Raw genomic sequence first — 26,426 nt, forward strand, 5'->3', positions numbered from 1 at the left:
ATTGACTTACTTGACTCACTGGCTCATTAAGATTCTGCGACGCGAATCGCAGAGGCTCTTTCCTGCAAAAATTTCGCGCGATGCCCGACCTGTCAAAAATAGGGCGCAGATAGAAACAACTCTCGTTGGGGCCATGAAGCCATGGATATTATCGAAACACCTTCCAGAAATAGTGATGCGCTGATCGAATTGACGGCCGACGTTGTAGCCGCCTATGTCAGCAACAATCCGGTGCCGGTCGGCGAGCTGCCGAGCCTCATCGCCGATGTCCATGCCGCCCTCGGGCGCGTGGGCGGGGCCAGTGAACAGCCTCCTGCCGACAAGCAGAAGCCGGCAGTAAACCCGAAACGCTCCGTCCATGACGACTACATCGTCTGTCTTGAAGACGGCAAGAAATTCAAGTCGCTGAAGCGCCATTTGATGACCCACTACGGTCTGACGCCCGACGAGTATCGTGAAAAATGGGGCCTGGACGCAAGCTATCCGATGGTTGCTCCCAACTATGCTGCCGCCCGCTCGCAGCTCGCCAAGAAGATGGGGCTCGGCCGCAAGCGCAAGGGGCGCTGATATCGGCTCTTCCCAACGTGGGTTGAACGATCAACGGCGCCTCCGGGCGCCGTTTTGGTTTTGGGGCATTGCTGGGGCGATAGCGTTGCGCCATGTGCGGGCTGTCTGCCATTCGGGGCAATCGCGTGGCCTAATCAGGCGGTCTGCCTCAAGGCCGCCTCGGCGTCGCGCTTGATGCGCTTGACCATAGAACGAAGACCATTGGCGCGTTGCGGCGACAGGTGTTCGTCGAGGCCGAGTGCCTTCAGCGTGGCTTCCGCGTCGGTTTTCTGGATCTCGCTTGCAGGTCGTCTGGAAAACAGCGCCAGCATGATAGCAACGAGGCCGCGCACGATATGGGCGTCCGAATCGCCTGCGAAGGTCACGATTGGGTCGGGACCCGGTCCATATTGGGTCGTCAGCCAGACCTGGCTGACGCAGCCGGGTACCTTGTTGGCGGGGTTGCGTTCCTCATCGGGAAAGGGCGGCAGGGCCTCGCCCAATTCGATCACATAGCGATAGCGGTCTTCCCACTCGTCAAGCAGGGAGAAGTCGTCGCGGATCGTTTGGATCGTCGTAGTCATCACCTCGGATATAGTCATCCGGCGACGCCGCGTCACGGAAAAAGAGGAAAAACACCATAGGCGTCGAGGGGCGGACGGCCCGCGGTACAGTGACAGACGCGCTGAAAAATACCTCAGTTTTTCGCGGGCAAGTCGACTTTCGCCGGCAAGACGATGTCTTCGGGCACGCTGCCGGTCGTTGTCGCCGTGTCGGGTTCGGCAGTCTTTTCGTCCAACATGGCGGCCGCGATCTTGGCGGTTTCCTTGGCCCGGGCGGTGATCGTGTGCATTGCAGACTTGCCGGTCTCGCAGACGTCGGGCTTGCGCTCGCATATGCCGGCAATGTCGCCGACCGCTTCGCGTGCCGCGAACAAGGCCTGGATCGGCCCGACGCTTTGGTGGCCTGTCTCGTCGGAGCCGACATTCAGCGGCAGCGCCAGAAGCACCAGCGAAAACCAGAAAGCCATTCTGATCAGAAAGCCCATCTGTATGCCCTCATCTGTGACCGGATCATGCATTCGTGCGGCATGACCTCTTTGTGGGTACGATAGTGGCATAGACGCGCAAAGGACGGCTTGCCCGGTTAGCGAAAATTCTCCTCAAATTTTAGGCAAATTCGAAACGAAGCGTTTTGCAAAGGATTTGTCTCAAATTCAGCCGATTTTCTTCACTTTAGGTTAACCATCCATCTAACTGTTTTCCATAGTTATTTCCCCGAAGTGCGGCGTGCCGGTGGCGACTGTCAGCGGCGGAAGGGCGGTTCGCCCGGATAACGTTCCATTTACTATGGCTGCAATTGCCAAGGTTTTGCCGCGCCGGCCTCCCAATATTTGTCTCAAGCCGGGCATTGATCGGTTCCTGCCTTATCCATTCCTTAAACGCTGGATGCGAGTTTCAGATCAACAAAAGCAATCTGCGAAGCAGGGCTGTTCACGACCAGGTGCGAGTGCGTTGAGTTGAGTTCGATAAGGGCCAGATACGTTGAGTTGCCCGGCGCCATGGCAGCCGGTTGCGAACGCATGGTTCATCCCTCGATCCTCGGACAGAACGACCGCCGGTGCCAGCGCCGGTTTATCGGTGTCATGCTGGCCGCTCCGTTCTTTGCCGCAGGTGCAGCAGTCACGCTGGTCACCTCGGGCATGGGCGCGGCCGTGACCATGGCTGCGATCTTTGCGACTTTCGGCCTCTGCTGGTTTGCCGCCTTGCTGGTGGCGGCATCGGGCAAGATGGCGTTCGCCGGCCAGGTCGCCCTGGTGATGGGCAGTCTTGCTCTTGCCGGTGTCATTGCCGCGGCGGGCGGTCTGGCCTCGCCGGTCGCCATGCTTGTCGTGGCGCTGCCGTTCGAAGCCTGGTGGATCGGCGCGTCTCGTCGCGCTGCACTCTGGGGTGTCGTGTCCGCATTTGTCGCTATCCTGCTGCAGGCCTTTGCCGGTTCTGTCATCCCGTTCGGCCCGGCGGAAATCGCCGCTTGGCATTGGCTGCTGCCGCTGGCTTGGGCGCTCACCCTCGTTCCGCGCGTCACGAGACTTGGCAGCCCGGTCGGCGCGCAACTTGATCCGGCGATCGACGATCGGCTCGAGCAGATCATCGACGCCGTTGTCCTGCGGGCCGGCAGGCATGGCGAGGTTTTGGATGCGTCGGCAAAGGCGCGCACGATCCTGAAGCTGCAGCCGGAACTGCTGTTCGGTACCGGCCTGTTCGACCGTATCCATCTGTCCGATCGCGTCGCATACCTCAGCGCGCTGGCCGACATGCGCGACGGCGCGTCGGGGCGCCGGCTCGATCTTCGCGTCCGGCTGCCGCAAAACGGCCATGGCCCGACGGCGGACAACTATCGGCCGTTTTCCCTTGAGCTGATGCGGGCGGAGCAGGATGATGTCTTCACGTTCGTCTTGCGCGAGAACGACGAACTCGCCGGCTTGCGCGAAGAGCTTGCTGCTGCGAAAGAGGCGGCCGCATCTGCCGAAGTGGCGAAGGGACGGTTTCTGGCGGTCGTCAGCCACGAACTTCGCACGCCGTTGAACGCCATCATCGGTTTTTCCGACATGCTGCTGCATGAGATGTTCGGCACCTTCAAGGATCCGCGCCAGAAGGAATATGTCGGGCTGGTCAAGGAGTCCGGCCAGCATTTGCTTGCCGTCGTCACCTCGATACTTGACGTGTCGAGGATCGAAGCCGGCGCTTACGCGACCGAGCCGGAACCGTTCCGTTTCGTGGAAGCGGTTGAAATGTGCCAGTCGATGATGCGCTTGCAGGCCGAGGCAAAGAACATCGATCTGCAGGCTCAGATCGCACCGGATGCAGGCGAGATAAACGCCGATCGTCGTGCGGTGCAGCAGATACTCATCAACCTCGTCTCCAACGCGATCAAGTTCACGCCCGATGGCGGCGATGTCGTCGTCGGCGCCAAGCGGATCGGCTCGCGACTGCATTTCTGGGTCAGGGACACTGGCATCGGCATCGCCGAGGAAGACTTTGCCAATCTCGGCAAGCCGTTCATGCAGATCCAGAACGACTATACGCGCCGCTTCGAGGGAACCGGGCTCGGCCTATCGCTGGTGAAGGGCCTGGTGGCGCTGCACGAGGGGACGATGTCGATCGAAAGCATGCCGGGCGAGGGCACCACGGTCACGATCAGCTTACCGGTGAACGGACCGAAGGGCCGTTCGACCGACAAGCCCGGCGTGCTGCCGATGCCTGCGGCCAAGGCGGAGACGAAGGGGGACAGGCATGGCTCGCTCCGCAAAACAGCCTAAGACGGTCAAGCGCCGCGGCAATGCCTTCCAGGGTGGCGCGGTCGCGGTCGGCAGCCTGATCTCGCGCAATCCGGTTCTGGTCGGCGGTTCGACCGCCTTTCTGGTGACGCTGTTCTACGTCTCGGCGAACGCCCTGTGGTATCAGCCTTTTCCTCATGCCGGCGCGTTTTTCGCGACCAGGAGCATAGAGAGCTTTCCTCGAGCAGGCGCCGACGAACCCGAAACCACCATCAACATCGTGCGGCCAGGCTTGGCCCCGATCAAGAGCGATCCGGTCGTCGAGCAGATCCAGGGCATATTGAAGGACCTGGATTTCTATTCCGGCACGGTCGATGGCATTTCTGGCCCCAACACGCGTAAGGCCATCCAAGCCTATCAGCAGAAGGTCGGGCTCAACGCTTCCGGCGAGATCGACAGCGTTCTGCTCGATCAACTGGGCGCCACACCAACCGCCTCGACGGTCGTGCCGCATCCGGCACCCCGCCCGGACGACATGGCCGCGATTCCCGTTTCCGCTTCGGCGCCGGCAGATGCGCCGCCGCAGGCACCCGACGCCCGCATCATCAAGATCCAGGCCGGGCTGAAGGCATTCGGCAATGACGATATGCAGCTCGATGGCGTGGTCGGGGCCCGCACCAAGGCAGCGATTAAGGAGTTCCAGTCGCTGTTCGGGCTGCCGGAGACCGGCGAGCCCGACGAGGTCGTCTACGTCAAGATGCGCGAGATCGGCCTGACCAACTGAGGCTTTGGCCTACTAGTGGTCGAAGCGATCGCTCGCGGATTAGCGAAAACCTCGCTAAACAGCATCCGGGTCTCGTCCGGAGTTTTGTAATGCGCGTAACCACCGATCTGTGGGTATCGGCCCTGTTGCGCCGGGTTTTTGGCGCTGGCGGCTTCGCCGCCGTGGTCAAGCGCGGCGCGACCGAGGCCGGCGCCGTGTTCGTGCTGGCGCGTGGCCGCCTGGGCGAGGTTGCCTTGTTTGGGCCGGCGCCGCAAACGAGCTACGATTCAGCCAAACCCGACGATCGCTTCTTCAGTCTGCTGGGCGCCGGCGACGATGCCGCAGTCTTTGATGCACGCTTGGAGAGGGAAAAGAAATTCGATCCCGACATCTGGGTGGTCGAGATCGAGGCCGGCGCTGTTCCCGTCGAGGAGCTTATTTCCGTCAAGTCGCTCTAACGATTATGGATGAAAACAAAGGCTTAAGGCGTTCGCTTGAATCTTTTTCAGACGCGACGCGCCTTAGGGCTAGCGGCAGCATTATCGCTGTCAGCTTTGCGGATGTCGGCGTTTGCCGCGATGGGGCCGGCATTGCGAACGGCCTTCGACAGTGTCTCGGCCTTCCAGCCGCGTAGCCTGTCCAGCGCGGCGTCGCGATGCAGCAATCGGTAGCGGTCGAGAAAGATGCGGATGGCCTGCGGATGCGAAAATTCTGTGGGATAGAGGGCGACAGTGATCAGGAACGCCCTCTCTTCGCCGAGATCAAGCACGCGCAGGGCGGCTACAAGCGACGTGTAGTTGTGGTTTGCGGTAAGCGACCGCGCCGTTGAAAAATCGACTTCGAGCGCGTCGGCCAGTGCGGTCTGGAAGAATGCGGCGTTGCCGGTCAGCGCTGTCTCGCGCAGTTTGACATAGGTTTCAGTGCCGGCGAACGGATTGACGGTCGCGCCGCCGCTCTCAGCATCGGCACGCATCAACGACCGCAGCCGGCGCCGTGCATTCTCGGCGGCGGCGCCGGGCACCTGCTGGCTGTCGGGGCTGGGCGCGACGACTTCGGCGCTTTCGGGCGCCGTCTTGGCGATCGCCTCCGGCTGCCGCACGCTCACCAGCGTCGGCTTTTCAAGCGCCCTGATCAGGTGGGCGATGGTCGGGTTCAGATCCTTGCGGCGCGCGATAGCGCGTGCATGTGGCAAGCCGTGCCGTCCGATCAGCGCGATGAGGTCGATATCGCTCAGCGCGCGCGAACGGATGAGCAACGGCGCGGCAACGTCGACCGGCTCCTCGCAAAGCCGCCGGACCAGCGCGGTGGGCGCATATTCGCATTCGGAAAGGGCGGCGGCGACGTAGCGGCGCGATTCGACCGACACACTGGCGAAAAGCGGAAGCGTCAGATCCCCAAGTTGCGCGATCTCCCGGCGTGAAGGGCGGGTGAGCGAACAGAACGCCGACACCGCGGCGCGGAACAGCCTTTCGGCCTTTCCCGATTCAGCCCGTATAGCGATTTGCCTGAAATCCGAAGATGACACGAAGGATACGCCTGACACTCGACACGATCTGGACCATGCTCGACCGGGGCTGTGTCGGTTTCGCATTGGCCTCGGGTCAGGACTTCCTGACCTCAGAACAAACATCAAATTAGCGGCGATCCGTTAGCGTTCCGTTAACCTACTGCCGTCCTTAATCAGATTGGAGGCGTTGCGTTGTGCTCCGGGGCAACCGAGAGGAATGCACGAACCATGGGCATGGTACTGTCTTTCGTGCCGCGAACGGCGGCAACCAATCGAGCAGAACGAAACACCGGAACGCCGGCGGCGGTGATCATTTTCCCCGGCGTTCGCTACGAGCAACGGGCGCTGACGGGCGAGACTCGGCCAGGCGCCGGTTCGGACAAGCCGGGCTCGTCAGGGACGATGCCGGTTCCGCATCATTAGAGCGCCGCGCACCATGGACGCGCGAAGGACGCTCTAACGCTGAATCGGTGCAGGCCGTCGCATATTTCGGCTGACGTCAGTAGTCCTGCAGCTCGCAGGAGCTCTGCTCGAGAAACCGCGACACGATCGGCCTCCAGCTGTCGTCGGGCACGAAGGAGCGGATGACGAACATGCCTTCGTCGATGGGCGCCTCGACGAAGATTGCCCCTTGCAATTCCTCGGGAAGATTCTTGCGGATCTCGATCATCTGCGCCGGCGTCAGTACGATGCTATCCAGCACCCTTCCGGTCGCACTGTGATCATTGAAGGAGTAGATGTTGTGGCCGCTGCGGTCATAGACCGATACCGACCAGAACGGGACGTTGCCCGGTGCCTTCACCCGCACCATCCCTTCGGACAGATCGAACCGGCAAGCCGCCGCATAAAACAGCGGATCGACGGATTTCACCACCGGCGTACCGCCGGACTCCGCGTCCAGCCTGGTCATCCGATAAAGGTCCGAGGCCATGGCCAGCCGCGACCAGGCATTGCGTTCGGAAAATTCCGGGACGAGCAGCAGCACGATGATATGTATGATGCCGGCGCCAAGCAGGCCGAGCAAGACCGAGTGCAGCAGCCTACGCATTGCAGCCGACCTTCACGATCTGTGGCAGCGTGACATCCGAAAGGCCCGTACTGCTGGCGATCGGCGTGTCGTAGAATGTCAGCACGAGATACATCCGGCCGAAGCCGTCGGAAAGCAGCCAGTTGCCGGGTGCGGGGCGGTTGCTGACGGAAATCACCACGGAATTGTCGGGCTGGCGCAGCACCTGGTAGGATTGAAGTGCCGCAAGCCGTGGCTTGCCGGTCTCGACCACGCCGAGCGATTGATCGGCGGCATAGAGGGTCCAGAACCGGGCCGTGGGAAAGCCGCCTTCGATTTCATAGGCGCATTGGCGTTTCAATTGTTCGCCATCGGAATCGCGTTCGGCAATAAAGGACAGGCCTTCCGCCTGCCCGAGCGCAAGGATACCCCCGCGCGCCACGCGGGCTTTCGAATAAGGATCCGCCGCCTGCGTGCCGATATCGGGGAACGCCGTCCATGGGCCGATCCTGATCGCGCCGATGCCATCCTGCGTCTTGAGAGCGTACCAGACGCTGCCGCCGCCGCCGCCGATGGCTATGGCAAGCGCGAGAAGCGTCAGGAATGCGTTCTTGAGCATGAAGAGCCGCGGGAAAGAGGGAGTGCCGCTCGGGGATATCGCGGGGCAGGGGGCCATGGCAAGCGGACCTCTGTGGAATTGCCGGCGCGAGTTATGGCCTGGCCCGTCGTGCCGGCATCAAAGCGCCGACAGGGTCTCCGGCGTCGCAGGCGGCTGTAGGACGGGCGCCGACTGAAACAGCTTCGTGATGTCCCTGAGCGCCCGCGTGGTTTGGCTGGACAGCACCGGCGGGCGCTCGGCGGCGGCGTCGGCCGCTGCCTGCTCAGCATTCTTCTTTTCCGCTTCTTCGGCCTTGGCGGCGATCTCTTTGTCGAAGAAGGGATGATCGAGACCTGGGATCGGCTTGAGATCGATATTCTGGTGCGCATAGACCATCAGCCGCTGCCAAACCATCGCCGGCAGCGAGCCGCCGGTCATGTTGTTGGTCGGGGTGAAGTCGTCATTACCAAGCCACACGGCAGCCGTGTAGTTGCCGGTAAAGCCGACATACCAGGCGTCGCGGTAAGACTGCGTGGTGCCGGTCTTGCCGGCCGAAACGATGTTGGGAAGGGCAGCGCGCCGCGCCGTACCCATCACCGGCACCGCCGCCAGCATGGTGTTCATAGATTTCAGCGCCTGTTCCGAGAGCACACGGTGCGGCGGCGGCGCATCCTTGGCGAAATCGTAAACCACCTCGCCGGTACGGGTAATCAACTGGGTGACGCCATGGCGGGAACCGACAAAGCCGTTCTGTGCGAACACGCTATAGCCTGTCGCCTGGTCCATCACGGTCATGCCCGATGTGCCGAGCACCATTGTTTTGTGTGATTCGAGCGGCGATTCGACGCCCATGGCTTCCGCCATCGCCTTGATCGGCTTGATACCGAGATGATTCTTGGCCAGCCGCACCGGCACGGTGTTGACCGATTTGGCCATCGCCGTGATCAGCGTGACCTTGCCGGCCCGTCCGTCGTTGTAATTGTGCGGCGACCAGGCGCCCCAGGAGATCGGCGCGCCGGAAACGACGGAGTCCGGCGTGAAGCCGTGCTCCATCGCCGTTGCGTATACGTAGGGTTTAAACGATGAGCCGCTCTGGCGCAGCGCCTTGGTGGCGCGGTTGAACTGGCTGGCACCGTAGTCGCGGCCGCCGACGATCGCCCTGACTGCGCCATTGGTTTCGATGACAACCATAGCGCCTTCGGTGACGTTGTATTCTTTGCCGAACTGGCGGAGATGGAACTCCATCGATTCTTCCGCCGCCTTCTGGATGTTGGCGTCGAAAGTGGTGTGGGCGACCAGCGAATGCTGGCCGGATTTCGCCGCGATCTTCTTGACCTCTTCGAATGCCCAGTCGAGGTAGTAATCCGGGCTCTTCTGCTCGCCGCGGTCGACGATTTCGGCCGGATGCAGCCGCGCCTGCAGCACCTGACCCTCGCTCATGAAGCCGGCCTCGACGAGATTCGACAGCACCACATTGGCCCGCGCCCTGGCAGCAGGAAGGTTGATGTGCGGCGCGTATTTGGTCGGTGCCTTGAACAGCCCGGCCAGCATCGCCGCTTCGGCGAGGTTCAGATCCTTGACGCTTTTGCCGAAATAGAAATCGGCGGCCGCTTCGATGCCGAAGGTCCCCCCGCCCATATAGACGCGGTCGAGATAGAGCTGCAGGATCTCCTTCTTCGACAGATTGGCCTCGAGCCACAGCGAGAGGAAGGCTTCCTTGACCTTCCGCTCCAACGTCCGTTCATTGGTCAGGAACAGGTTCTTGGCCAGTTGCTGGGTGATGCTCGATCCGCCCTGCACCACAGAATTCGCTCGCACATTCGCGAAGATCGCGCGCGAAAGGCCGAGCGCATCGATGCCGTAGTGATCAAAGAAACGCCGATCCTCGGTGGCCAGCACCGCCTTGATGACCTGGTCGGGCATCTCGTCGACCGGCACTGAATCACGCTGGATGATGCCGCGCTGGCCGATCTCGTTGCCATAGCGGTCGAGGAAGGTGACGGCGAAATCGCCCTGGGCACGCCAGTCGCCAGCGGTTTCCTGGAAGGCCGGCAAGGCAAGCGCCAGCATGACGACGATGCCGCCGGCGCCGAGCGTGAAGCCCTCGCTCAACAGTTCGATGATGCCGCGGCGCCAGCCGGAGACGCGGAAGCGCCGGAAAAAAATGGTGGCCGCTTCCCAGAACCGACGCGCCTTGAAGCCGATCTCGTAAAGCGTGGAATCGAACCACGCATCCGCCGCCAGCAGTCTTGCGGCAATCGGGCCTCTTCTCTTGCGCGGTTTCAAAGGACTGGCCATTCCAGGATCCGGCTGCGGCTGCGCCCCGCTGAGAAACTGCCCGCGGGCAATTTCAGGGCGGCGCGCAGCCAAGACTATTCGTCCATTTTGGCCCCGCCCACAAGGGCGGGACTTGCGCGGTACAGTTTTTAGATAGGAGGGTAGGGCTCGAGGGCCACCCCTCAACCACCTTGCAAGCGCGCGCCCGCTTTCAACATTATCGCGCCGCGATAAAGCGCATGAAATGCGCCACGTCGGCGTCGCTTGGCTCCTGGCCGGTGAAACTGCGCAGATAGGCGGCAAGATGACTGACTCTCGCCTCGACCGGTTCCTTGGGGTCGAGCACATAATAACCGATCTGCATGTAATAGAGCACGCGGGCGCGGATGAAGGCATCCTCTTCGTCGTAGCCATGCCGGCGATACATGTCGCGGATCGCGCCCAGCCGGTCATTATCGGCCTGATCGATGGCGCGGCGTACGTCCTCGGAGCGACGCGCCCATTCCCGGATGGCGAAGTCGAGCCTCGGATCGAACAGACGCTCGTCCGCCCAGCACTCGAACACATTCATGACGCCCATGATAATGCTTTCGGCTGGCCGCTGCGCGCGTTCGACGATCGCCCTGGTGTTGGTGTCCCGCCAATGGGCAAGCAACTGGTCGAGCAGATCCTGACGGCTCTCGAAATACCAGTAGAAGCTTGAGCGCGAAACGCCGAGCTTCTGGCCGAGCGGCAGCACGCGCACGCTTTCGATGCCGTCTGAAATCAATGTCTGGAGCGCAAGATTGATCCAGTCCCAGCGCGTCACCTTGATGTTGCCGGGTGCCGGCTCGTCCTGCCGAGCAATCTTGATCATGGCCGCACAATAGGCATGAGGGGGAGCTGCATACAACCGTACTAGACACATATGTACAGTGCAAGTATCCTGCCCGCCTCAACGAACTGGGCCGAGCCGCCGGCGCGCGTCATCGCGGCTTCTCCCTACGATCCCCAGGGCAGGGCAATACGGCAGGGCAATACGGCAATGAGGAGTATCCGCCATGATCGATGACGCCGCACGTGATCTCAGGCGCGAACGCAGGCGCGGACGAACCGCCGAGGCCGGCAGCGAAAGCAGCCGCCGGCCGGACTATCGTTCGCTGAAGAACCCGTTCCTGCCGCAGCCGATTTTTTCGGCCGACCAGGTCGCCGCGATCCACGACACGGCGCTGCGCGTGCTCGAGGAGCTCGGCGTCAAAGTGCTGCTGCCGGAGGCGCGCACCATTCTTGCTCGTGCCGGTGCTATGGTCGACGAGGACAGCCAGTTGGTGCGCATCGGCCGCGACATCGTCGCGGCGGCGCTGGCCTCGGCGCCGAAGTCGATCCGGGCGTGCGCCGGCGACCGTGCCCGAGACCTGACGCTCGAGCTCGGCTCGATGACGTTCCTGGCCGGATCCGGGGCGCCGAACGTCACCGATCTAGAGCGCGGCCGGCGGCCGGGGACGCTTGCCGCTTTTGAGGATCTCCTCCGGCTGGTGCAGCATTTCGACGTGCTGCACATGCTGGGGCCTTGCATCGAGCCGCAGGACATCGACAACCGTTTCCGCCATTATGCCGTCAACCGGGCTCAACTGACGCTCTCAGACAAGTTGCCGTTCGTCTTCGCGCGCGGCACGCCGCAGGTGGAAGACGGCTTCGAGATGCTGCGGCTGGCGCGCGGCCTGTCCGAGGACGAATTCCGTTCGGGCGCTCATTGCTACACCGTCATCAACACCAATTCGCCGCGTCAGCTCGACATTCCGATGGCGCAAGGCATCATCGACTTTGCCAAGGCGGGGCAGGTGTTGATCGTCACGCCCTTCTGCCTAGCCGGCGCCATGGCGCCGATCACCGTCGCCGGAGCGCTGACGCTGCAGCACGCCGAAGCGCTGGCCGGGCTGACGCTGGCCCAGATCGTGCGGCCGGGCGCGCCGGTCGTCTATGGTTCGTTCTCCTCCAATGTCGACATGAAGTCGGGAGCGCCGGCGTTCGGCACGCCGGAGCACGTCAAGGCGACGCTCGGCGCCGGTCAGCTTGCACGCCTCACCGGCCTCCCCTGGCGATCCGGCGGTGGCAGCGCCGCCAACATATCGGACGCGCAGGCGGCCCACGAAACGCAGTTCGCGCTGTGGGGCTCGGTGCTTGCGGGTGCAACGGTCTGCATCCATGCCGCGGGCTGGCTCGAAGGCGGCTTGAGCGTCTCGTTCGAGAAGCTGATCACCGATATCGAGGCGCTGCAGACGGTCGCCGAACTCTGCTCGGCGACGCCCGGAGACGAGGACGCGATCGGCTTCGAGGCCATCGCCGAAGTGCAGCCGGGCGGGCATTTCTTCTCGGCCGGGCACACAATGGCGCGCTACCGCACCGCTTTCTACGAGCCGCTGGTCGCCGATTGGTCGAATTTCGGCAACTGGACGCAGGCCGGGTCAAGAACCGCCACGGAGCGCGCCACCGGCATCTGGAAACGGCTGCTAGCCGATTTTCGCCCGCCGGCTTCCGCCGCTGCCACATCAGGTGTTCTCGACGAATTCATAGCGCGGCGCACGGAAAAGGGTGGCGCAGCGCCGGTCTCTTGAGCTTCAGCGTAGGGTCCCTGCGCGAACAGATGGCGGCGGTTGTGAGCCTTTGCAGTATCCGAGCCGCGGATGCTGCGCCTCGCCGTTCGGCAGTCATGCCGACAATCGCTGCGAAATCGGGGCGGAGGCGCTGCGCCGTTATCCACCATCCTTGGCGCGGATCGTTGCGGCGGCGGGGCGGGCGGACGTCAGTCCAAAACGAGCGCAGAGGCCTGGAACACTATCGAAGTCCATATCCAGTTCGTATTTTCGTAAGAGTTCGCCGGACTTTGTCCTGTCGGGCCAGATCGCTGCCAACTCGCGGAAATAGTCCTCGAACCCCGCCGGCGAAATCACTTGTATAATTTCGCACGGCGTGTCGCCAGCGTTCCAGAACGTATGCCACTGGCCTCGCGGCTTGAACACCCATGTGCCTGGCCCGGCAGTAACCACGTCATCTCCAAGCAACGCGCCCAGACTGCCGCTCAGCACATATGAATATTCGTCTTCACGGTGATGCCGGTGCAACGGCGCCGCCAGCGCACGGGGCGCCAGCGGATGGTGCACGATGGAGAAGCGCTCGCCGGTATGGAATCCGTCTATCTTCCAGTGGATGCCGAAACCACCCAGGTCGAAACGGTCGCCGGCTCCAGGCAGAACTGTGAGGGGGCCCGATGCCTGGTTGGCAGTCGGATGAGCTGTCGTATGTTGGAGGCTCGAGTCAGGCATTGCGCGTTCCATATCATCCTCCTGAAAATGGGTGTACGCTGCCGATCACCCATTTCTATGCATCATTCAAACCCATGTCAATATCGGTGATCACGTGAGTTCACTGAAAGAACGCCAGCGGCGCTCATATCGATTGCAGCGGCGCGCAGTCAAACAGGCAGAGACCCATCTTGCGCTCGCCCGCGCGGCATTCGAGCTGCACAGTTCGGTCGGTCCGTCGCGAACGACTGTGAGCGCCATCGCCGAGAAAGCTGGGGTGCAGCGACTGACCGTCTACCGCCATTTTCCCGATGAGGAAGCGGTCTTCAATGCTTGCTCGGCGTATTCGTTCGGCCAGGATCCGCCTCCCGACGCTGAAACCTGGCGATCGATCGTCGAACCGGAAGTCCGGCTGCGGACGGCACTTTTTCAACTCTACGGCTACTACAGGCGCAAGCGGCAGCTCCTAGCCAATCTGTATCGCGATGCGGAAATGCCGGTTGTCGCTGCCGCACTGGCCCGCCGGCGAGAGGTTCTCGCAAAAGGCGTCACGGTTCTTTCACAAGGCTGCTTCGATCCGGATGGCGGAACTGCAAGGTTGCTCGTTGCCGCGATAGGGCATGCGCTGGACTTCACGACGTGGCGATCGCTCGTTGAGAACCAAGGTCTGTCGGACGAGGAGGTGGTGGAAACCATGCTCGTCCTCGTCCGCAGCGTCAGGGCGAGTTTGCGAGCTGCCGAGGCAACAAGCCGTTGACTTGAATGCCGTCGGCGCTGGAAACGGATGCTGGTCGACTTCAGCTGCCGGTCTCGTGATCTAACGCCGATCCCGCGGCTTACATGGGCCGCTTGTCCGCGATCTTTTGCGGGTCGCGGCGTATCGTGCCGACGTCGGCTTTCCTGTGCTTGTCGGCAAGCCTGCGAATGCGATCGAAGCGGCTTTCCTCGGCCACTTTGGTCTTCGCCGCTGCATTTGGCTTCGGGACAAATGCGATCATGGATCGATCTCCTTGCTGACGGGCTAGCGCCGGGGAGGATGCCCCGGCGGCCGTCTTTCAGGTCTGTTACCAGCAGCGGATTATCAGTAGCCGCCCATGCCGGCCGCAGGCGCGGCATCCTTGGCTGGAATGTCGGTGATCATGGCTTCCGCAGTGATCAGCAATGCCGCGATCGAACCGGCATCCTGCAGTGCTGTCCGCACCACCTTTGCCGGATCGACGATGCCGACCTTGATCATGTCGACATATATCTCGTTTTGGGCATCGAAGCCCTGGTTGTGATCCTTGCTGTCCATAAGCCTGCCGACAACGATCGAACCTTCGACGCCGGAGTTCTCGGCGATCTGGCGAATCGGCGCTTCGAGCGCTCTCGACACGATCGAAATACCCGCCGTCACATCGGCATTGGCTCCGGTCAGCCCATTCAGCACGGCCTTGGCGCGCAGCAGCGCGACACCGCCGCCGGGAACGATCCCTTCTTCCACCGCCGCGCGCGTGGCGTTCAGCGCGTCGTCGATACGATCCTTCTTCTCCTTGACCTCGGACTCGGTCGCACCACCAACGCGAATGACCGCGACGCCACCAGCGAGCTTGGCCAGCCGCTCCTGCAGCTTCTCCTTGTCGTAGTCGGAGGTGGTTTCCTCGATCTGCCCCTTGATCTGCTGGACACGCGCCTGGATCGTGGCCTTCTCACCTGCACCGTCGATGATCGTCGTCTTGTCCTTTTCGATCAGCACGCGCTTGGCGCGGCCGAGCATGTCGACGGTGATGTTCTCGAGCTTGATGCCGAGATCTTCGGAAATCATCTGGCCGGCGGTGAGCACGGCGATGTCTTCCAGCATCGCTTTGCGGCGGTCACCGAAGCCCGGCGCCTTGACGGCCGCGACCTTGAGCCCGCCGCGCAATTTGTTGACGACCAGCGTCGCCAGCGCTTCACCTTCGACGTCCTCGGAGATGATCACCAGCGGCTTGCCGCTTTGCACCACGGCTTCGAGGATCGGCAGCATCGCCTGCAGATTACCGAGTTTCTTTTCGTGGATAAGGACATAAGCGTCCTCCAGCTCGACGCGCATCTTCTCGGCATTGGTGACGAAATAGGGGCTGAGATAGCCACGGTCGAACTGCATACCCTTGACGACGTCGAGTTCTGTGTCGGCGGTCTTGGCTTCCTCGACGGTGATGACGCCATCATTGCCGACCTTGTCCATTGCCTTGGCGATCATGGCGCCTACAGTTACGTCGCCATTGGCGGCAATGGTGCCGACCTGCGCGATTTCACCGGAAGACTTGACCTTCTTGGCGCGTGCCTGGATTTCTCTGACGACGGCGGTGACGGCAAGATCGATGCCACGCTTCAGGTCCATCGGGTTCATGCCGGCGGCAACGAATTTGGCGCCCTCGCGCAGGATGGAAGCGGCAAGCACCGTGGCGGTGGTGGTGCCGTCGCCGGCGAGATCGTTAGTCTTCGAGGCCACTTCGCGCACCATCTGGGCACCCATGTTCTCGAACTTGTCGGAGAGCTCGATTTCCTTGGCCACCGTCACCCCGTCCTTGGTGATGCGCGGCGCGCCGTAGGCCTTGTCGATGATGACGTTGCGGCCCTTGGGGCCGAGCGTCACCTTGACGGCGTTGTTGAGGATTTCGACACCGCGCAGCATCCGGTCACGCGCGTCGGTAGAGAATTTGATTTCCTTGGCAGACATGATTTTTCCAATTCGATTGGTTGTGGCAAGGCGCTGACAGCGCCGCCTGAATCAAAAACTTGGAGCGTTCCTTTGCGCGTCCAAGACGCGCAGCACTCCGATCAGGCGGCTTTCTTGGCAGCCACGGTCTTCTCGATGATGCCCATCTCGCTCTTGTCGATGATGCCCATGATGTCGGCCTCCTTCATGATCAGAAGGTCCTCGCCGTCAATTTTGACCTCGGTGCCGGACCATTTGCCGAACAGGATGAGGTCGCCGGCCTTGACATCGAGCGCGATCAGCGCGCCGCTTTCGTCACGCGCGCCTGGCCCGACGGCGATCACTTCGCCTTCCTGTGGCTTTTCCTTGGCATTATCGGGGATAATGATGCCGCCCTTGGACTTGGTGTCGCTTTCGGCGCGCCGAATGACGACGCGATCGTGGAGTGGCCGGAATTTCATGGAAACTTCTTTCTGGGGCCAGCTTAGGCGGCCGCTCCCTTCTATAGGCGCGTTGGCACTCGATAGATAGGAGTGCCAAAAAATATTCATTGGCAGTCGTAAAATATTGAGCAGTATTATTTTACGTTCTCAGTTTCAGAAATTTGCTCGATCAAAAGTAGATCAGAAATTGATTTTTCCACCATGAGTCCCTATTTTAAATGGGAAAATCATTTTCATCATCCAAGCAAAAGGAGGTTTAATCGGTGGCGGAATTCAGTCAGAATATCATGGAGAAAGCTGAAGCGCGCTTCATGGAAAAGCAGAAAAAGACTGCGGAGCGAAACCAGGCAACGGCCGAATATATTTCCGAGGCCAAGGCCAGGGTCATTAAGACGGCAAGATTGCGGGCGTTGCGGCTGGCCAAGGAAGAGGCCGACCGCGCCGCGGAGGCACTCAATCCCGTCGCCCCCAAGAAAAAGCGGGCGTCACGGGCGGTCAAGAAAGCAGACGTTGCATCAACGGAGGTCAAGTCATGAGCCTGACATTTCCCAATCGAAGCCGCAGCTACGACGAGGCGGGCAAACGCATCCGCTTCGTCGGCCATGACGGCATGTTCCAGATTTCCTTCTCTGTCGCCACGGATGCCATCTCGAAGGCAGAGTCAGGGACACCAACTGCAGAAGCCACCTATCTCGCCGCCTTCGATACAGCTTCCAGCTCCATCCACGACGTTGCCAGGAATGCCTATGACCGGACCCGCAAAAGCATATATGTGCTGACGGCGGCCGATTTTCGTTGAATCCCGAACGTCGTCGCGTTCAGGGCCAACGCGCCAGATCCGATCCAGGCGCACGAATGTGCCGAGTGAACCTAGCGGCAGGATCAGGGCTTGCTGTCGGCCTTTGCCCGTCGCTTGACGTCTCGGCTGTTCAGCCGATCGACCATCGCGTCTGCATCGCGCGTGTTCATGCCAACCAAGACCTGGTGCTTAAGCTCGACGGGCTGGCCGGTGAATACATCGAAGACGGTCCAGCTGTGCGGATGCTCGATGCGCAGTGCGTAGCGGTTTGCCATTCCGGCATCCTTTTTCGTTTCCGCCCCCGATCGATGAATGCGATTGATCAGGCCTGCGTGATGTAGAACACTGCCGCCAGGACAAGGACCGTCCACACGACGACGAACAGCTTCAAGGCCAGGCCTCCGTGTGAAGACAGAACCTCCCGCATGCGGGGCACGCTGTTCTTAATGCTCTTCGACATTGTCGGTGCCACCGCAATGACGACTGGCGACTTGATCCCCAGCTTTCCGAAAACAGGCAGCAGCGATGGCTCGCGCACGAAAACAACCTCAAATGTCTGGAGAAACAAACACTCCATAACACCGTTTTTCAAATGTCTTGCATGCCAAATGAAAGGTGTGGGTTAGCCATTCGAGATCCCTTGATCTGGCGCAGAAACTTCAACGCGGCTACGCTGCAAGCACGAATCGCTGACGGCACAAAGGCCCGTTCAGCCGTGACGGGCGAGGGAGAAGACGATGACCGCGCCGGCCGCCGCGCTGCAGAAGGCCTTGTTCGAAGCGCTGAACGGTGATGGTTCCCTGTCAGCGGCATTGGGCGGCGCAAAACTGTTCGACCATGCCCCGGAAAATGTCCTATTTCCCTATGTCACCTACGGCCGGACCAGCGTCTACGACTGGACGACCGGCATGGAGAACGATGCCGAGCAGCTTTTCACGCTGCATTTCTGGTCGAAGTCCGAGGCCAGGAAAGAAATGCTCGATGCGATGGACCTTGTCAGCACCCGCCTCCAGGGTGCGGCGCTCGCGCTCGACGAGCATCGCCGCGTCAATCTCAGGCTCGAATTCACCGAGGCCCGTTACGACGAGGATCTTTCAGCCTATCACGGGCTGCTGCGCTTTCGCGCCGTGACGGAAGAAAACGCCTGACGCGCTTTCAATCTGGCTGCAACAGAGTCTAGACTGGTGCTTGGATGAATTTCCCGGGTTGGGGCGGCGAAAATCCTAAGCTCGGTTGTCTCGCGTTTCAGGGGGGTAAGATAGGCATGTGTTGCAGGCGTTCACTGTTCATTTCACGTTCAGCACCGATGCGTTAGGACGCTGATCATGAAAACGCTTCGCTCCCACTTCCGAACCGCGGCACTGGCGCTCTGCGCTGCCGGTCTGTTTGCGTCGCAGGCGACGGCGCTGCCGGTCGTCGTGCCCGAGCAGAACCGGCCGATCGTCCTGGCTGCCTCCGACTGCTACGCGATCGGTCAGCAGGTTGCCGAGCAGAATGGCGGCACGCTGGCCAAGGCGTCGCAGTCGACGCGCGGTGGCCAGCCGGTCTGCGTCATCGTCGTGCTGGTCCCGGGCAAGGACGGGCAGCGCCCGCGCCGCACCGAGATCGTCGTTCCGCTGAACTGATCCCTGCCGTTTCCCAGGCGCTGGAATCGGCCTATATCTGACCAATTCTTCAACAGGTGTTGATCCCAGCATGCGCGTACTGGTCGTCGAAGATGACAAGGATCTCAACCGCCAGATCTCGGACGCGCTGGTCGATGCCGGCTATGTCGTCGACCGGGCTTTCGACGGTGAGGAAGGGCATTTCCTCGGCGATACCGAACCCTATGACGCCGTGGTGCTCGACATTGGCTTGCCGCAGATGGACGGCATCAGCGTGGTCGAGCGCTGGCGGCGCGGCGGCCGCAAGATGCCGGTCCTGATTCTGACGGCGCGCGATCGCTGGAGCGACAAGGTGTCCGGCATCGACGCCGGCGCCGACGATTATGTCACCAAGCCGTTCCACATCGAAGAGGTGCTGGCCAGGGTCCGGGCGCTCATCCGGCGCGCGGCCGGTCATGCGTCGTCCGAGCTGACCTGCGGGCCGCTGCGGCTCGACACCAAGGCCTCCAAGGCCGATGTCGACGGCGTGCCGCTGAAGCTGACGTCGCACGAATTTCGCCTGCTTGCCTATCTGATGCACCATATGGGCGAGGTCGTGTCCCGGACCGAGCTGGTCGAGCATCTCTATGATCAGGATTTCGACCGCGATTCCAACACAATCGAGGTCTTTGTCGGGCGGCTTCGCAAGAAGATGGGCATCGACATGATAGAAACCGTTCGCGGCATGGGCTATCGAATGCGTGAGCCGGAGGCGTAAGGCGGAACCGCTCAAACAGACTTCAAGGACGCCGCTTTCACTGCGGTTCTGGCCGCGTTCGCTAGCGTTCCGGGTGATCGCCTTTTCCACGGTCTGGGCGATACTGACCCTGATTGTCATCTTCACACTGATCACGACCCTCTATCGCCAGGCGAGCGAGCGCGGTTTCGACAGCTTGTTGTCGGCGCATCTGTTCAATCTGATCGGCTCGGTCGGCGTGTCCGAAGGCGGTTCGCTCACCGGCGCTCCCGACCTTGGCGATCTCCGATTCTCGGAGCCGAATTCCGGCTGGTACTGGTCGGTGGAGCCTGCGTCGGAAGGCGTGCGCGGTGATCTGCACTCTTCCTCGATGACCAAGACGATCCCGTCGCCAAGCGTCGCCGAGGTTCCCTTCAATGCCAGCTTCCAGCGCAGCTATGCCACCGAAGGCATCGATGGCGAGGAACTGGAAGTATTCGAGAGCGAATTCGTTCTCGACGCGAAAAATCGCGCTGCGCGCTTCCGTGTCATGGGCAACAAGACCGAGCTCAAGCAGGAGATAGGTGCCTTTCAGCGCCGCCTGCTGACCTATCTTTCCCTGTTCGGCGTCGGCATGATCGCCATCAACGCCATTGCCATCCTGCTGGGCCTGCAGCCATTGCGCCGGGTCAGGGACGCTCTCGCCATGGTGCGCGAAGGAACCGCGCAAAGGCTCGACGGCCGCTTCCCGGCCGAGATCGAGCCGCTCGCCAACGAGACCAATGCGCTGATCGAAAACAACAAGCGTATCGTCGAGCGCTCGCGGACGCAGGTCGGCAACCTCGCCCATTCACTGAAGACGCCGCTGGCGGTGCTGATCAACGAGGGGCGGGCGCTCGGCGGCGCCAAGGGCCAGCTCATAGCCGAGCAGGCCGCCTCGATGCAGAAGCAGGTCGATCATTATCTGCAGCGCGCCCGCGTCGCGGCGCAGCGCGACAGCGTCGTCTACCGCACGCCGGTGGCACCGCTGGTCCAACGCATGGTGCGCGTGCTGCAAAAACTCAACCCGCAGACCGCTCTCTCGCTTTCGCTGCCGGCAGCCGAAATCGTCTTTGCCGGCGAACGCGAGGATCTGGAAGAATTGCTTGGCAACCTGCTCGACAACGCCATGAAATGGGCAAAGAGCGCGATCGCCGTGTCGGTGGCACCAATCTCCGGCAAGAAGAGTGGCGCCGGCAAGGAGGGTGCTGTCAATCTGTTCGAGATCAGCATCGAGGATGACGGCCCGGGCATTCCCGAAGACAAGGCACGCGAGGCGCTGAAGCGCGGACGGCGCCTCGACGAGACAAAGCCGGGGACCGGGCTTGGACTTGCCATTGTCGCCGACCTCGTCAATGAGTATGGAGGCGTTCTGGCTCTGGAACGGTCCGGCATGGGCGGTTTGAAGGCGGTGGTTCGATTGCGGAGCCTTCACTAGACTTAATGCTTTTGCGGGACCAATCGACATTGATCGACGGTGCATGATATGGCGGCAATGTGGACTGATCACGGAGCCGTCGGCCGCGGCCAAATTTCCGACAAACATCGACACTATGGCCACGCCGACTTCCCCGATGGCGCGGCTCCCAGCTCTAACTCGAGAAAACCGGTTGTTGGCATGAAGATTCGCGTCGCGCTCGTTTCCGCACTGCTGGCCGTTTCCGGCTGCACGACGCTGGGCAACAGCCCGGGGGCCACGGTGGCGCCGCAGCCGGCCGCCACGCCGCCAAGTGACGGCAAGATCGCGACGACGATCATTTCCTCCATGGGGGGCGGCCTCGTCAGCGGACCGATCGGTGCAGGCTTGAAAGATGCCGAGAAGCGCAAGGCGCTGGAGGCGGAATACAGGGCGCTGGAGTACACAGCCAGTGGCCAGAAGGTGACGTGGAAGAGCGATCGGTCGGCGCATTACGGTGAAGTCGTGGCCGCCCAGCCTTATCGTGTCGGCTCGCAGGACTGCCGGCAATATACCCATACGGTCTTTACCGGCGCCGCCGGCGCCACCGCGCGCGGAACCGCTTGCCGCAACGCCGATGGCAGCTGGACGCCGCTGACATAACGACCGGCCGGATAGCTCCGGTTGGCATCAATCAAGGACATGCGACGCACCTGCCGTCAAAGCGTCGCAGGACGCCTGTGTTGGCAGGGCAGGGCTCTGCCGCTATTGGAAGAAGCATGCTGTTCTGGGTCATAGCTGCCATTCTCACGCTGGGTGCAAGCCTGGCGGTTCTGCTGCCGCTGGCCGGCGGCCCGAAGGGTGGTTCGGCGAGCAGCGACCATGACCTTGAAGTCTATCGCGACCAGTTGTCCGAGCTTGACCGGGACGTGGCGCGTGGCCTGATCCAGCCGGCGGAGGTCGAAGAGGCGCGTGCCGAGATCGCCCGCCGCATCCTTCGCCTGGACAATGCCGCCGACAAGGCAGCGGCGCGGCAGCCGTCGACGGCGACCAGACTGGTTGCGACGGCCGCGGTCCTGGCGGTTCCACTGGTCAGTTGGGGCTTATACAGCCAGCTCGGCTCGCCCGATCTGCCGTCGCAGCCGCTCAGCGAGCGGCTGGCCAAGAATCCCGCCGACAGTTCGGTGGACGAGCTGGTGGCACGCGCCGAGGCCCACCTTGCCGCCAATCCGTCCGATGGCAGGGGTTGGGATGTTCTGGCGCCGGTCTATCTGCGCATGCAGCGGTTTTCCGACGCGGTGACGGCCTATCGCAACGCTATTCGCCTCGACGGCGACAGCGCCGCCCGCCAGGCCGGCTTCGGCGAGGCGATCGCCAATGCAGCCGGCGGCATTGTTTCGGCCGAGGCTCAGGCCGCTTTCGAGGCGGCGCTGAAGCTCGATCCGGCAAATCCGAAGGCCAGCTTTTATCTCGCGTTGGGCATGGCGCAGGAAGGCCGCACTGAGGAGGCGACAGCTGGCTGGCAGAAAATGCTAGCGGCCTTGCCGCAGGACTCAGCCTGGCGCAGCGCCGTCGAGCAGGCACTGGCCGAATCCGCCAAACGGAGCGTCGCTTCGGGAGAGCCTGCAAAAGGCCCGGACGCCGGGGATGTCGATGCTGCTTCGTCGATGTCGCTGCAGGACCGGGAAGCGATGATCAACACCATGGTTGCGGGACTTGATGAAAAACTTCGGCAAAACCCGCGCGACGCGGAAGGATGGATGCAGCTTATTCGTTCCTATGTCGTGCTGGGCAAGGCCGATCAGGCGCGCGACGCGCTCAATCGCGGTATCGCCGTTTTTGGCTCCGATAGTGAGGAAGCGAAGAAATTCACCGCCTTTGCCGTCTCGCTCGGCCTGACGGCGACGGAGTAAAACATGACGCGCAAGCAGAAAAGACTGTCGGTGATCGCCGGAGGGTTGGCCTTTCTCGGTGCCGCCACCGGCCTGACCTTCTACGCGCTCGGCCAGAAGGCCTCCTACTTCTACATGCCCGCCGATCTGACCACCGCCAGCCTGCAGCCAGGGCAGCGTATCAGGCTCGGCGGCCTCGTCGAAAAAGGCACGATCGAGCGCGATCAGGGGGCCACTGTCGCCTTTTCGGTGACCGATAACCAGAAGCAGGTCAAGGTCACCTATACCGGCATTCTCCCCGATCTTTTCCGCGAAGAGCAGGGCGTCATCACTGAAGGCACGTTTCGCCCCGACGGCGTCTTCGTCGCCGACAGCGTGCTGGCCAAGCATGACGAGAACTACATGCCCAAGGAGGTGGCCGACGGCCTCAAGGCCAAGGGCGTGTGGCAGGAGAGCAAGAGTGACTAAGCAGGTTCCGCAAAAGTGTCCCACGTTTTTGCGGCAAGAAACTGCGGCAAAACAAAAACCTGGCGGGCTTGGCCACAATGGTTGAAACCGGACATTTCGCGCTGGTCCTGGCGTTCGCGCTGTCCCTGGTGCAGACACTGGTGCCGCTGTTCGGCGCGCGCATGAACAACCCCAAGATGATGGCCGTCGGCGGTCCGGTCGCGGTGACCGGCTTTGCCTTGACCGCTCTGTCCTTCGCGGCGCTGGCGATAGCCTATGCGACGTCGGATTTTTCGGTGGCCAATGTCTGGGACAACTCGCATTCGCTGCAGCCGCTGATCTACAAGGTCACCGGCACTTGGGGCAATCACGAGGGCTCGATGCTGCTCTGGGTGCTGATCCTGACCTTCTTTGGGGCGCTCGTCGCTGCTTTCGGCAGCAATCTTCCCGCGACCCTTCGAGCCAATGTGCTGGCCGTGCAAGGGGCGATCGGCGCCACCTTTTTCCTGTTCATCCTGGCGACGTCCAACCCGTTCGCCAGGCTCAATCCGGCGCCGATCGAGGGCCGCGATCTCAACCCGATCCTGCAGGATCTCGGCCTCGCCATCCATCCGCCGCTGCTCTATCTCGGCTACGTCGGCTTCTCGATCTGCTTTTCCTTCTCGGTCGCCGCCCTCATCGAAGGCCGCATCGACGCGTCCTGGGCGCGCTGGGTGCGGCCATGGACGCTGGTCGCCTGGATGTTCCTGACCGGCGGCATCGCCATGGGTTCCTACTGGGCCTATTACGAACTTGGCTGGGGCGGTTTCTGGTTCTGGGATCCGGTTGAGAACGCTTCCTTCATGCCTTGGCTGGCGGGCACGGCACTGCTCCATTCTGCGATCGTCATGGAAAAGCGCTCGGCCCTGAAGATATGGACACTGTTGCTGGCGATCCTGACCTTCTCGCTGTCGCTGCTCGGCACCTTCCTGGTGCGCTCAGGCGTGCTCACTTCCGTCCACGCCTTCGCCACCGATCCGACGCGCGGCGTGTTCATTCTCTGCATCCTGACGCTGTTCATCGGCGGATCGCTGGCGCTGTTTGCCTTCCGCGCCTCCAGCTTGACGGCCGGTGGCCTGTTCCATCCGATCTCGCGCGAAGGGGCGCTGGTCCTCAACAATCTGTTCCTGACCACGGCCACCGCCACCGTGTTGATCGGCACGCTTTATCCGCTGGCGGTCGAGGCCGTCTCAGCCGACAAGATTTCGGTTGGCGCGCCGTTCTTCAACCTGACATTCGGCCCGCTGATGGTGCCGCTACTGGTCGTGGTCCCGTTCGGGCCGTTGCTGGCCTGGAAGCGCGGCGACATTTTCGCGGTCGCCCAGCGCCTGATGGCGGCCTTCGCCGCAGCGCTTCTGGCCGTGCTGGTGACGGCCTTGTTCATCGACGGCGCGTCGGTGTTCGCGGCACTTGGCGTCGGCCTGGCCTTCTGGCTGATCTGCGGAGCGCTCACCGATATAGCCGTCAAATCCGGCTTTGGCAGTGTCGCGCCCGGCATCATGTTCAGGCGCTTCGCCGGCCTGCCACGTTCGGTCTTCGGCACTGCGCTCGCCCATCTCGGCCTCGGGCTGACGACGCTGGGCATCGTCGGCACGCTTTGCTTCGGCACCGAGAAGATATTGTCGATGCATACTGGCGAGACCGTGCAACTGTCTGGCCACACGCTGCGTTTCGAAGGGCTCTATCCGGCTCAGGGGCCCAATTACAGCGAGGATCGCGGCCGCTTCTCTCTGCTCGGCGCCGATGGAAGCACTACCGCCGTGATCACCTCGTCCAAGCGCTCCTATCCGGTCCGACAGATGACGACGACCGAGTCCGGTATCAGGACTATCGGTTTCAGCCAGCTCTATCTCTCGCTTGGCGACGAGGGGACCGACGGCTCCGTCGTGGTGCGGCTGTGGTGGAAGCCGCTGGTGACGCTGATCTGGGGGGGCAGCCTGGTCATGATGGCAGGTGCCGCGGTGTCGCTCATGGACCGGCGCCTGCGCGTCGGGGCACCGTCGCGCCGTCGCAAGTCAGCGGGCGCCGTGCCTTCCGCGAGCCTGTTATGACGGCGAGATTTTCACTGGCCTCCCTAGTCTTGCTGCTGACACTGTTGTTTGCAGGCGCCGCACTTGCGGTGAAGCCCGACGAGGTTCTGGCCGACCCGGCGCTCGAGGCGCGGGCGCGGACGCTTTCGGAGGAGCTGCGCTGCATGGTTTGCCAGAACCAGTCGATCGACGAATCGGATGCCGACCTTGCCCGCGACCTGCGCATGCTGGTGCGCCAGCGCCTCGTCGCCGGCGACACCGACCAGCAGGTGATCGACTACATCGTCTCCCGCTACGGCGAGTTCGTGCTCTTGAAGCCGCGCTTCAGCCTGCGCAATGCGCTGTTGTGGGGCACGCCGGTATTTCTGCTCCTTGTCGGCGGCGCCGTCATCGTGCTCGGCGCCCGCTCACGCCGCTCGGCGCCTGCGGCCATGCTCACCGCCGAGGAGAAAGCAGCGTTGGACAAGATGCTGGGTAACTAACTCGGCCATTCCTCCGGCGGCCAGTCCCGCGACGTGTGAATGACGTGTAAGATAACGACGCTCTCACGCCCGGCGATCGGCCGCAGCTCATAGGCAATGACGTAGGGCAGGCGGCTGATCGGCTTCTCATAGGTGCCTGTACCCGGCCAGGCCGGCCCGTCGCCATGTCGCCGAGATCGCGGCCCGCGTCACGAATGCGATCCGCAAGGCGTCTGGCGGCGGCTGGATTGTCCCGTGCGATGAAGGCGATTTGCTGTTTGATGTCGTCCAGCGCTTCTCGCGACCAGGTGACGAACCGCTTCACGCCTTGTCCGCGCGCTTGGCTTCCACTGCTTCGATGACGGCGTCGATTTCCTCCATGGCTTCGTCGTGGGGCACGACGCGGCCAGCTGCCGCGTCGCCCATGCCGCGTTTGATGCCTTCGATGATCTCAAGCTCGCGATCGACATAGGCCGATATCGCCTCGGCCGCGAGGAAGGATTTGCTGCGCTGAGTGTCGGCGGCGATCCTCTCCAGCTTCAGCTTGGTTTCGGACGAAACCCGAATCGTCATGGTGGCGCTTGCGGTCATAGTGAAAGCCTTGTGCTGAACTGTGTACAACATAA

Annotated in this window: 31 protein-coding genes and 1 pseudogene; 17 read left to right on the forward strand and 15 right to left on the reverse strand. The window is 62.1% G+C overall.

The features are described from left to right. The first annotated feature begins 141 nt into the window (after positions 1-141). Positions 142-567 (forward strand): Ros/MucR family transcriptional regulator, encoded by a 426-nt coding sequence (locus NKH36_RS06445; protein ID WP_023800837.1) that lies wholly within the window; start codon positions 142-144, stop codon positions 565-567. A 134-nt stretch (positions 568-701) separates the two neighbouring features. On the opposite strand, the gene NKH36_RS06450 is transcribed toward NKH36_RS06445, so the two are convergent. Continuing rightward, entirely contained in the window at positions 702-1,130 is a 429-nt protein-coding gene (locus NKH36_RS06450; protein ID WP_292518181.1) for a SufE family protein, read from the reverse strand. Between the two features lie 113 nt (positions 1,131-1,243). Continuing rightward, on the reverse strand, positions 1,244-1,594 hold the full coding sequence (locus NKH36_RS06455; RefSeq protein ID WP_352958651.1) for a DUF5330 domain-containing protein: 351 nt from the start codon (positions 1,592-1,594) through the stop codon (positions 1,244-1,246). Between the two features lie 534 nt (positions 1,595-2,128). Here NKH36_RS06455 and NKH36_RS06460 point away from each other — a divergent pair. The 3 genes from NKH36_RS06460 to NKH36_RS06470 all read left to right on the forward strand — a co-directional run bounded on the left by NKH36_RS06460 (position 2,129) and on the right by NKH36_RS06470 (position 5,044). After that, entirely contained in the window at positions 2,129-3,865 is a 1,737-nt protein-coding gene (locus NKH36_RS06460) for an ATP-binding protein (protein WP_352958765.1), read from the forward strand. Next, positions 3,840-4,607, forward strand: a complete 768-nt coding sequence (locus NKH36_RS06465; protein ID WP_352958650.1) for a peptidoglycan-binding domain-containing protein — start codon at positions 3,840-3,842, stop codon at positions 4,605-4,607. Before NKH36_RS06460 ends, NKH36_RS06465 begins: the two co-directional genes overlap by 26 nt. Positions 4,608-4,696: 89 nt before the next feature. Then, entirely contained in the window at positions 4,697-5,044 is a 348-nt protein-coding gene (locus NKH36_RS06470; RefSeq protein ID WP_127313594.1) for a DUF1491 family protein, read from the forward strand. 47 nt (positions 5,045-5,091) lie between these two features. On the opposite strand, the gene NKH36_RS06475 is transcribed toward NKH36_RS06470, so the two are convergent. The 5 genes from NKH36_RS06475 to NKH36_RS06495 all read right to left on the reverse strand — a co-directional run bounded on the left by NKH36_RS06475 (position 5,092) and on the right by NKH36_RS06495 (position 10,830). After that, positions 5,092-6,111, reverse strand: a complete 1,020-nt coding sequence (locus NKH36_RS06475; protein ID WP_352958648.1) for a hypothetical protein — start codon at positions 6,109-6,111, stop codon at positions 5,092-5,094. A gap of 481 nt (positions 6,112-6,592) precedes the next feature. After that, on the reverse strand, positions 6,593-7,141 hold the full coding sequence (locus tag NKH36_RS06480; protein ID WP_352958646.1) for a DUF1254 domain-containing protein: 549 nt from the start codon (positions 7,139-7,141) through the stop codon (positions 6,593-6,595). Further along, positions 7,134-7,718, reverse strand: coding sequence for a DUF1214 domain-containing protein (locus tag NKH36_RS06485; RefSeq protein ID WP_352958644.1), 585 nt, complete (start codon positions 7,716-7,718; stop codon positions 7,134-7,136). The genes NKH36_RS06480 and NKH36_RS06485 overlap by 8 nt, the downstream gene beginning before the upstream one ends. Before the next feature lie 117 nt (positions 7,719-7,835). Then, entirely contained in the window at positions 7,836-9,995 is a 2,160-nt protein-coding gene (locus NKH36_RS06490) for a transglycosylase domain-containing protein (RefSeq protein ID WP_352958643.1), read from the reverse strand. A gap of 196 nt (positions 9,996-10,191) precedes the next feature. Continuing rightward, the gene (locus NKH36_RS06495; RefSeq protein ID WP_352958641.1) at positions 10,192-10,830 is read right to left on the reverse strand and encodes a TetR/AcrR family transcriptional regulator; all 639 of its coding nucleotides are present in this window, start codon (positions 10,828-10,830) and stop codon (positions 10,192-10,194) included. Between the two features lie 184 nt (positions 10,831-11,014). Here NKH36_RS06495 and NKH36_RS06500 point away from each other — a divergent pair, with 184 nt between their 5' ends. Beyond that, the gene (locus NKH36_RS06500) at positions 11,015-12,568 is read left to right on the forward strand and encodes a trimethylamine methyltransferase family protein (protein ID WP_352958640.1); all 1,554 of its coding nucleotides are present in this window, start codon (positions 11,015-11,017) and stop codon (positions 12,566-12,568) included. 138 nt (positions 12,569-12,706) lie between these two features. Here NKH36_RS06500 and NKH36_RS06505 read toward each other — a convergent pair whose 3' ends face one another. Further along, positions 12,707-13,288 (reverse strand): cupin domain-containing protein, encoded by a 582-nt coding sequence (locus tag NKH36_RS06505; protein WP_352958639.1) that lies wholly within the window; start codon positions 13,286-13,288, stop codon positions 12,707-12,709. Between the two features lie 19 nt (positions 13,289-13,307). Between NKH36_RS06505 and NKH36_RS06510 the strand changes: the two genes are divergently transcribed. Further along, positions 13,308-14,012: a TetR/AcrR family transcriptional regulator gene (locus NKH36_RS06510; protein WP_352958637.1), complete on the forward strand. Its 705-nt coding sequence runs from the start codon at positions 13,308-13,310 to the stop codon at positions 14,010-14,012. Between the two features lie 79 nt (positions 14,013-14,091). On the opposite strand, the gene NKH36_RS06515 is transcribed toward NKH36_RS06510, so the two are convergent. The 3 genes from NKH36_RS06515 to NKH36_RS06525 all read right to left on the reverse strand — a co-directional run bounded on the left by NKH36_RS06515 (position 14,092) and on the right by NKH36_RS06525 (position 16,396). Further along, positions 14,092-14,253, reverse strand: a complete 162-nt coding sequence (locus NKH36_RS06515; protein WP_258118312.1) for a hypothetical protein — start codon at positions 14,251-14,253, stop codon at positions 14,092-14,094. Between the two features lie 83 nt (positions 14,254-14,336). Next, the gene (groL, locus tag NKH36_RS06520; protein ID WP_352958636.1) at positions 14,337-15,956 is read right to left on the reverse strand and encodes a chaperonin GroEL; all 1,620 of its coding nucleotides are present in this window, start codon (positions 15,954-15,956) and stop codon (positions 14,337-14,339) included. A gap of 101 nt (positions 15,957-16,057) precedes the next feature. Then, positions 16,058-16,396, reverse strand: a complete 339-nt coding sequence (locus NKH36_RS06525; RefSeq protein WP_352958635.1) for a co-chaperone GroES — start codon at positions 16,394-16,396, stop codon at positions 16,058-16,060. Positions 16,397-16,641: 245 nt separating this feature from the next. Here NKH36_RS06525 and NKH36_RS06530 point away from each other — a divergent pair, with 245 nt between their 5' ends. After that, positions 16,642-16,914: a hypothetical protein gene (locus tag NKH36_RS06530; RefSeq protein WP_352958634.1), complete on the forward strand. Its 273-nt coding sequence runs from the start codon at positions 16,642-16,644 to the stop codon at positions 16,912-16,914. After that, positions 16,911-17,177 carry a DUF1488 family protein gene (locus NKH36_RS06535; RefSeq protein ID WP_027152775.1) on the forward strand — a complete coding sequence of 89 codons (267 nt, stop codon included), beginning with the start codon at positions 16,911-16,913 and terminating at the stop codon, positions 17,175-17,177. The genes NKH36_RS06530 and NKH36_RS06535 overlap by 4 nt, the downstream gene beginning before the upstream one ends. An 83-nt stretch (positions 17,178-17,260) precedes the next feature. On the opposite strand, the gene NKH36_RS06540 is transcribed toward NKH36_RS06535, so the two are convergent. Beyond that, positions 17,261-17,452 (reverse strand): hypothetical protein, encoded by a 192-nt coding sequence (locus tag NKH36_RS06540; RefSeq protein ID WP_352958632.1) that lies wholly within the window; start codon positions 17,450-17,452, stop codon positions 17,261-17,263. A 47-nt stretch (positions 17,453-17,499) separates the two neighbouring features. Then, a complete protein-coding gene (locus NKH36_RS06545) occupies positions 17,500-17,715 on the reverse strand; it encodes a hypothetical protein (protein WP_352958631.1) in 216 nt (71 codons plus the stop codon). Positions 17,716-17,914: 199 nt separating this feature from the next. Here NKH36_RS06545 and NKH36_RS06550 point away from each other — a divergent pair, with 199 nt between their 5' ends. The 9 genes from NKH36_RS06550 (at position 17,915) to NKH36_RS06590 (ending at position 25,821) form a co-directional block, all read left to right on the forward strand. Further along, positions 17,915-18,325, forward strand: coding sequence for a DUF3168 domain-containing protein (locus tag NKH36_RS06550; protein WP_352958629.1), 411 nt, complete (start codon positions 17,915-17,917; stop codon positions 18,323-18,325). Between the two features lie 177 nt (positions 18,326-18,502). Further along, entirely contained in the window at positions 18,503-18,802 is a 300-nt protein-coding gene (locus NKH36_RS06555) for a hypothetical protein (RefSeq protein WP_352958628.1), read from the forward strand. Positions 18,803-18,872: 70 nt separating this feature from the next. Continuing rightward, complete coding sequence (locus NKH36_RS06560; protein ID WP_023800820.1) at positions 18,873-19,538, forward strand: response regulator transcription factor; 666 nt, start codon at positions 18,873-18,875, stop codon at positions 19,536-19,538. Beyond that, positions 19,522-20,973, forward strand: a complete 1,452-nt coding sequence (locus NKH36_RS06565; RefSeq protein WP_352958627.1) for an ATP-binding protein — start codon at positions 19,522-19,524, stop codon at positions 20,971-20,973. Before NKH36_RS06560 ends, NKH36_RS06565 begins: the two co-directional genes overlap by 17 nt. A gap of 180 nt (positions 20,974-21,153) precedes the next feature. Next, on the forward strand, positions 21,154-21,594 hold the full coding sequence (locus NKH36_RS06570; RefSeq protein WP_352958626.1) for an RT0821/Lpp0805 family surface protein: 441 nt from the start codon (positions 21,154-21,156) through the stop codon (positions 21,592-21,594). Between the two features lie 116 nt (positions 21,595-21,710). Then, positions 21,711-22,844: a c-type cytochrome biogenesis protein CcmI gene (gene ccmI / locus NKH36_RS06575; RefSeq protein ID WP_352958624.1), complete on the forward strand. Its 1,134-nt coding sequence runs from the start codon at positions 21,711-21,713 to the stop codon at positions 22,842-22,844. Between the two features lie 3 nt (positions 22,845-22,847). Next, a complete protein-coding gene (gene ccmE / locus NKH36_RS06580) occupies positions 22,848-23,291 on the forward strand; it encodes a cytochrome c maturation protein CcmE (protein WP_352954053.1) in 444 nt (147 codons plus the stop codon). A gap of 77 nt (positions 23,292-23,368) precedes the next feature. Further along, positions 23,369-25,360, forward strand: coding sequence for a heme lyase CcmF/NrfE family subunit (locus NKH36_RS06585; RefSeq protein ID WP_352958623.1), 1,992 nt, complete (start codon positions 23,369-23,371; stop codon positions 25,358-25,360). Continuing rightward, positions 25,357-25,821 carry a cytochrome c-type biogenesis protein gene (locus NKH36_RS06590; protein ID WP_352958622.1) on the forward strand — a complete coding sequence of 155 codons (465 nt, stop codon included), beginning with the start codon at positions 25,357-25,359 and terminating at the stop codon, positions 25,819-25,821. Before NKH36_RS06585 ends, NKH36_RS06590 begins: the two co-directional genes overlap by 4 nt. Here NKH36_RS06590 and NKH36_RS06595 read toward each other — a convergent pair. Both NKH36_RS06595 and NKH36_RS06600 read right to left on the reverse strand, forming a co-directional pair. Next, positions 25,818-26,125: pseudogene (locus NKH36_RS06595) on the reverse strand (type II toxin-antitoxin system RelE/ParE family toxin). The gene NKH36_RS06590 and the pseudogene NKH36_RS06595 sit on opposite strands and share 4 nt — an antisense overlap. Next, the gene (locus NKH36_RS06600; RefSeq protein WP_352958621.1) at positions 26,122-26,391 is read right to left on the reverse strand and encodes a CopG family ribbon-helix-helix protein; all 270 of its coding nucleotides are present in this window, start codon (positions 26,389-26,391) and stop codon (positions 26,122-26,124) included. Before NKH36_RS06600 ends, NKH36_RS06595 begins: the two are co-directional and overlap by 4 nt. Positions 26,392-26,426 lie beyond the last annotated feature (35 nt).

The sequence above is a fragment of the Mesorhizobium sp. M1312 genome, assembly GCF_040318115.1.
Classification (GTDB): domain Bacteria; phylum Pseudomonadota; class Alphaproteobacteria; order Rhizobiales; family Rhizobiaceae; genus Mesorhizobium.

Coding starts and splice junctions, on each gene's coding strand:
- NKH36_RS06555 (WP_352958628.1), top strand. CDS start 18,503: ATGAAAACGCTTCGCTCCCACTTCCGAACCGCGGCACTGGCGCTCTGC.
- NKH36_RS06590 (WP_352958622.1), top strand. CDS start 25,357: ATGACGGCGAGATTTTCACTGGCCTCCCTAGTCTTGCTGCTGACACTG.
- NKH36_RS06500 (WP_352958640.1), top strand. CDS start 11,015: ATGATCGATGACGCCGCACGTGATCTCAGGCGCGAACGCAGGCGCGGA.
- NKH36_RS06465 (WP_352958650.1), top strand. CDS start 3,840: ATGGCTCGCTCCGCAAAACAGCCTAAGACGGTCAAGCGCCGCGGCAAT.
- NKH36_RS06480 (WP_352958646.1), bottom strand. CDS start 7,141: ATGCGTAGGCTGCTGCACTCGGTCTTGCTCGGCCTGCTTGGCGCCGGC.
- NKH36_RS06485 (WP_352958644.1), bottom strand. CDS start 7,718: ATGCTCAAGAACGCATTCCTGACGCTTCTCGCGCTTGCCATAGCCATC.
- NKH36_RS06525 (WP_352958635.1), bottom strand. CDS start 16,396: ATGAAATTCCGGCCACTCCACGATCGCGTCGTCATTCGGCGCGCCGAA.
- NKH36_RS06540 (WP_352958632.1), bottom strand. CDS start 17,452: ATGGCAAACCGCTACGCACTGCGCATCGAGCATCCGCACAGCTGGACC.
- NKH36_RS06455 (WP_352958651.1), bottom strand. CDS start 1,594: ATGGGCTTTCTGATCAGAATGGCTTTCTGGTTTTCGCTGGTGCTTCTG.
- NKH36_RS06495 (WP_352958641.1), bottom strand. CDS start 10,830: ATGATCAAGATTGCTCGGCAGGACGAGCCGGCACCCGGCAACATCAAG.
- NKH36_RS06470 (WP_127313594.1), top strand. CDS start 4,697: ATGCGCGTAACCACCGATCTGTGGGTATCGGCCCTGTTGCGCCGGGTT.
- NKH36_RS06585 (WP_352958623.1), top strand. CDS start 23,369: ATGGTTGAAACCGGACATTTCGCGCTGGTCCTGGCGTTCGCGCTGTCC.
- NKH36_RS06445 (WP_023800837.1), top strand. CDS start 142: ATGGATATTATCGAAACACCTTCCAGAAATAGTGATGCGCTGATCGAA.
- groL (WP_352958636.1), bottom strand. CDS start 15,956: ATGTCTGCCAAGGAAATCAAATTCTCTACCGACGCGCGTGACCGGATG.
- NKH36_RS06570 (WP_352958626.1), top strand. CDS start 21,154: ATGAAGATTCGCGTCGCGCTCGTTTCCGCACTGCTGGCCGTTTCCGGC.
- ccmE (WP_352954053.1), top strand. CDS start 22,848: ATGACGCGCAAGCAGAAAAGACTGTCGGTGATCGCCGGAGGGTTGGCC.
- NKH36_RS06505 (WP_352958639.1), bottom strand. CDS start 13,288: ATGGAACGCGCAATGCCTGACTCGAGCCTCCAACATACGACAGCTCAT.
- NKH36_RS06600 (WP_352958621.1), bottom strand. CDS start 26,391: ATGACCGCAAGCGCCACCATGACGATTCGGGTTTCGTCCGAAACCAAG.
- NKH36_RS06460 (WP_352958765.1), top strand. CDS start 2,129: ATGGTTCATCCCTCGATCCTCGGACAGAACGACCGCCGGTGCCAGCGC.
- ccmI (WP_352958624.1), top strand. CDS start 21,711: ATGCTGTTCTGGGTCATAGCTGCCATTCTCACGCTGGGTGCAAGCCTG.
- NKH36_RS06560 (WP_023800820.1), top strand. CDS start 18,873: ATGCGCGTACTGGTCGTCGAAGATGACAAGGATCTCAACCGCCAGATC.
- NKH36_RS06450 (WP_292518181.1), bottom strand. CDS start 1,130: ATGACTACGACGATCCAAACGATCCGCGACGACTTCTCCCTGCTTGAC.
- NKH36_RS06550 (WP_352958629.1), top strand. CDS start 17,915: ATGACCGCGCCGGCCGCCGCGCTGCAGAAGGCCTTGTTCGAAGCGCTG.
- NKH36_RS06515 (WP_258118312.1), bottom strand. CDS start 14,253: ATGATCGCATTTGTCCCGAAGCCAAATGCAGCGGCGAAGACCAAAGTG.
- NKH36_RS06490 (WP_352958643.1), bottom strand. CDS start 9,995: ATGGCCAGTCCTTTGAAACCGCGCAAGAGAAGAGGCCCGATTGCCGCA.
- NKH36_RS06535 (WP_027152775.1), top strand. CDS start 16,911: ATGAGCCTGACATTTCCCAATCGAAGCCGCAGCTACGACGAGGCGGGC.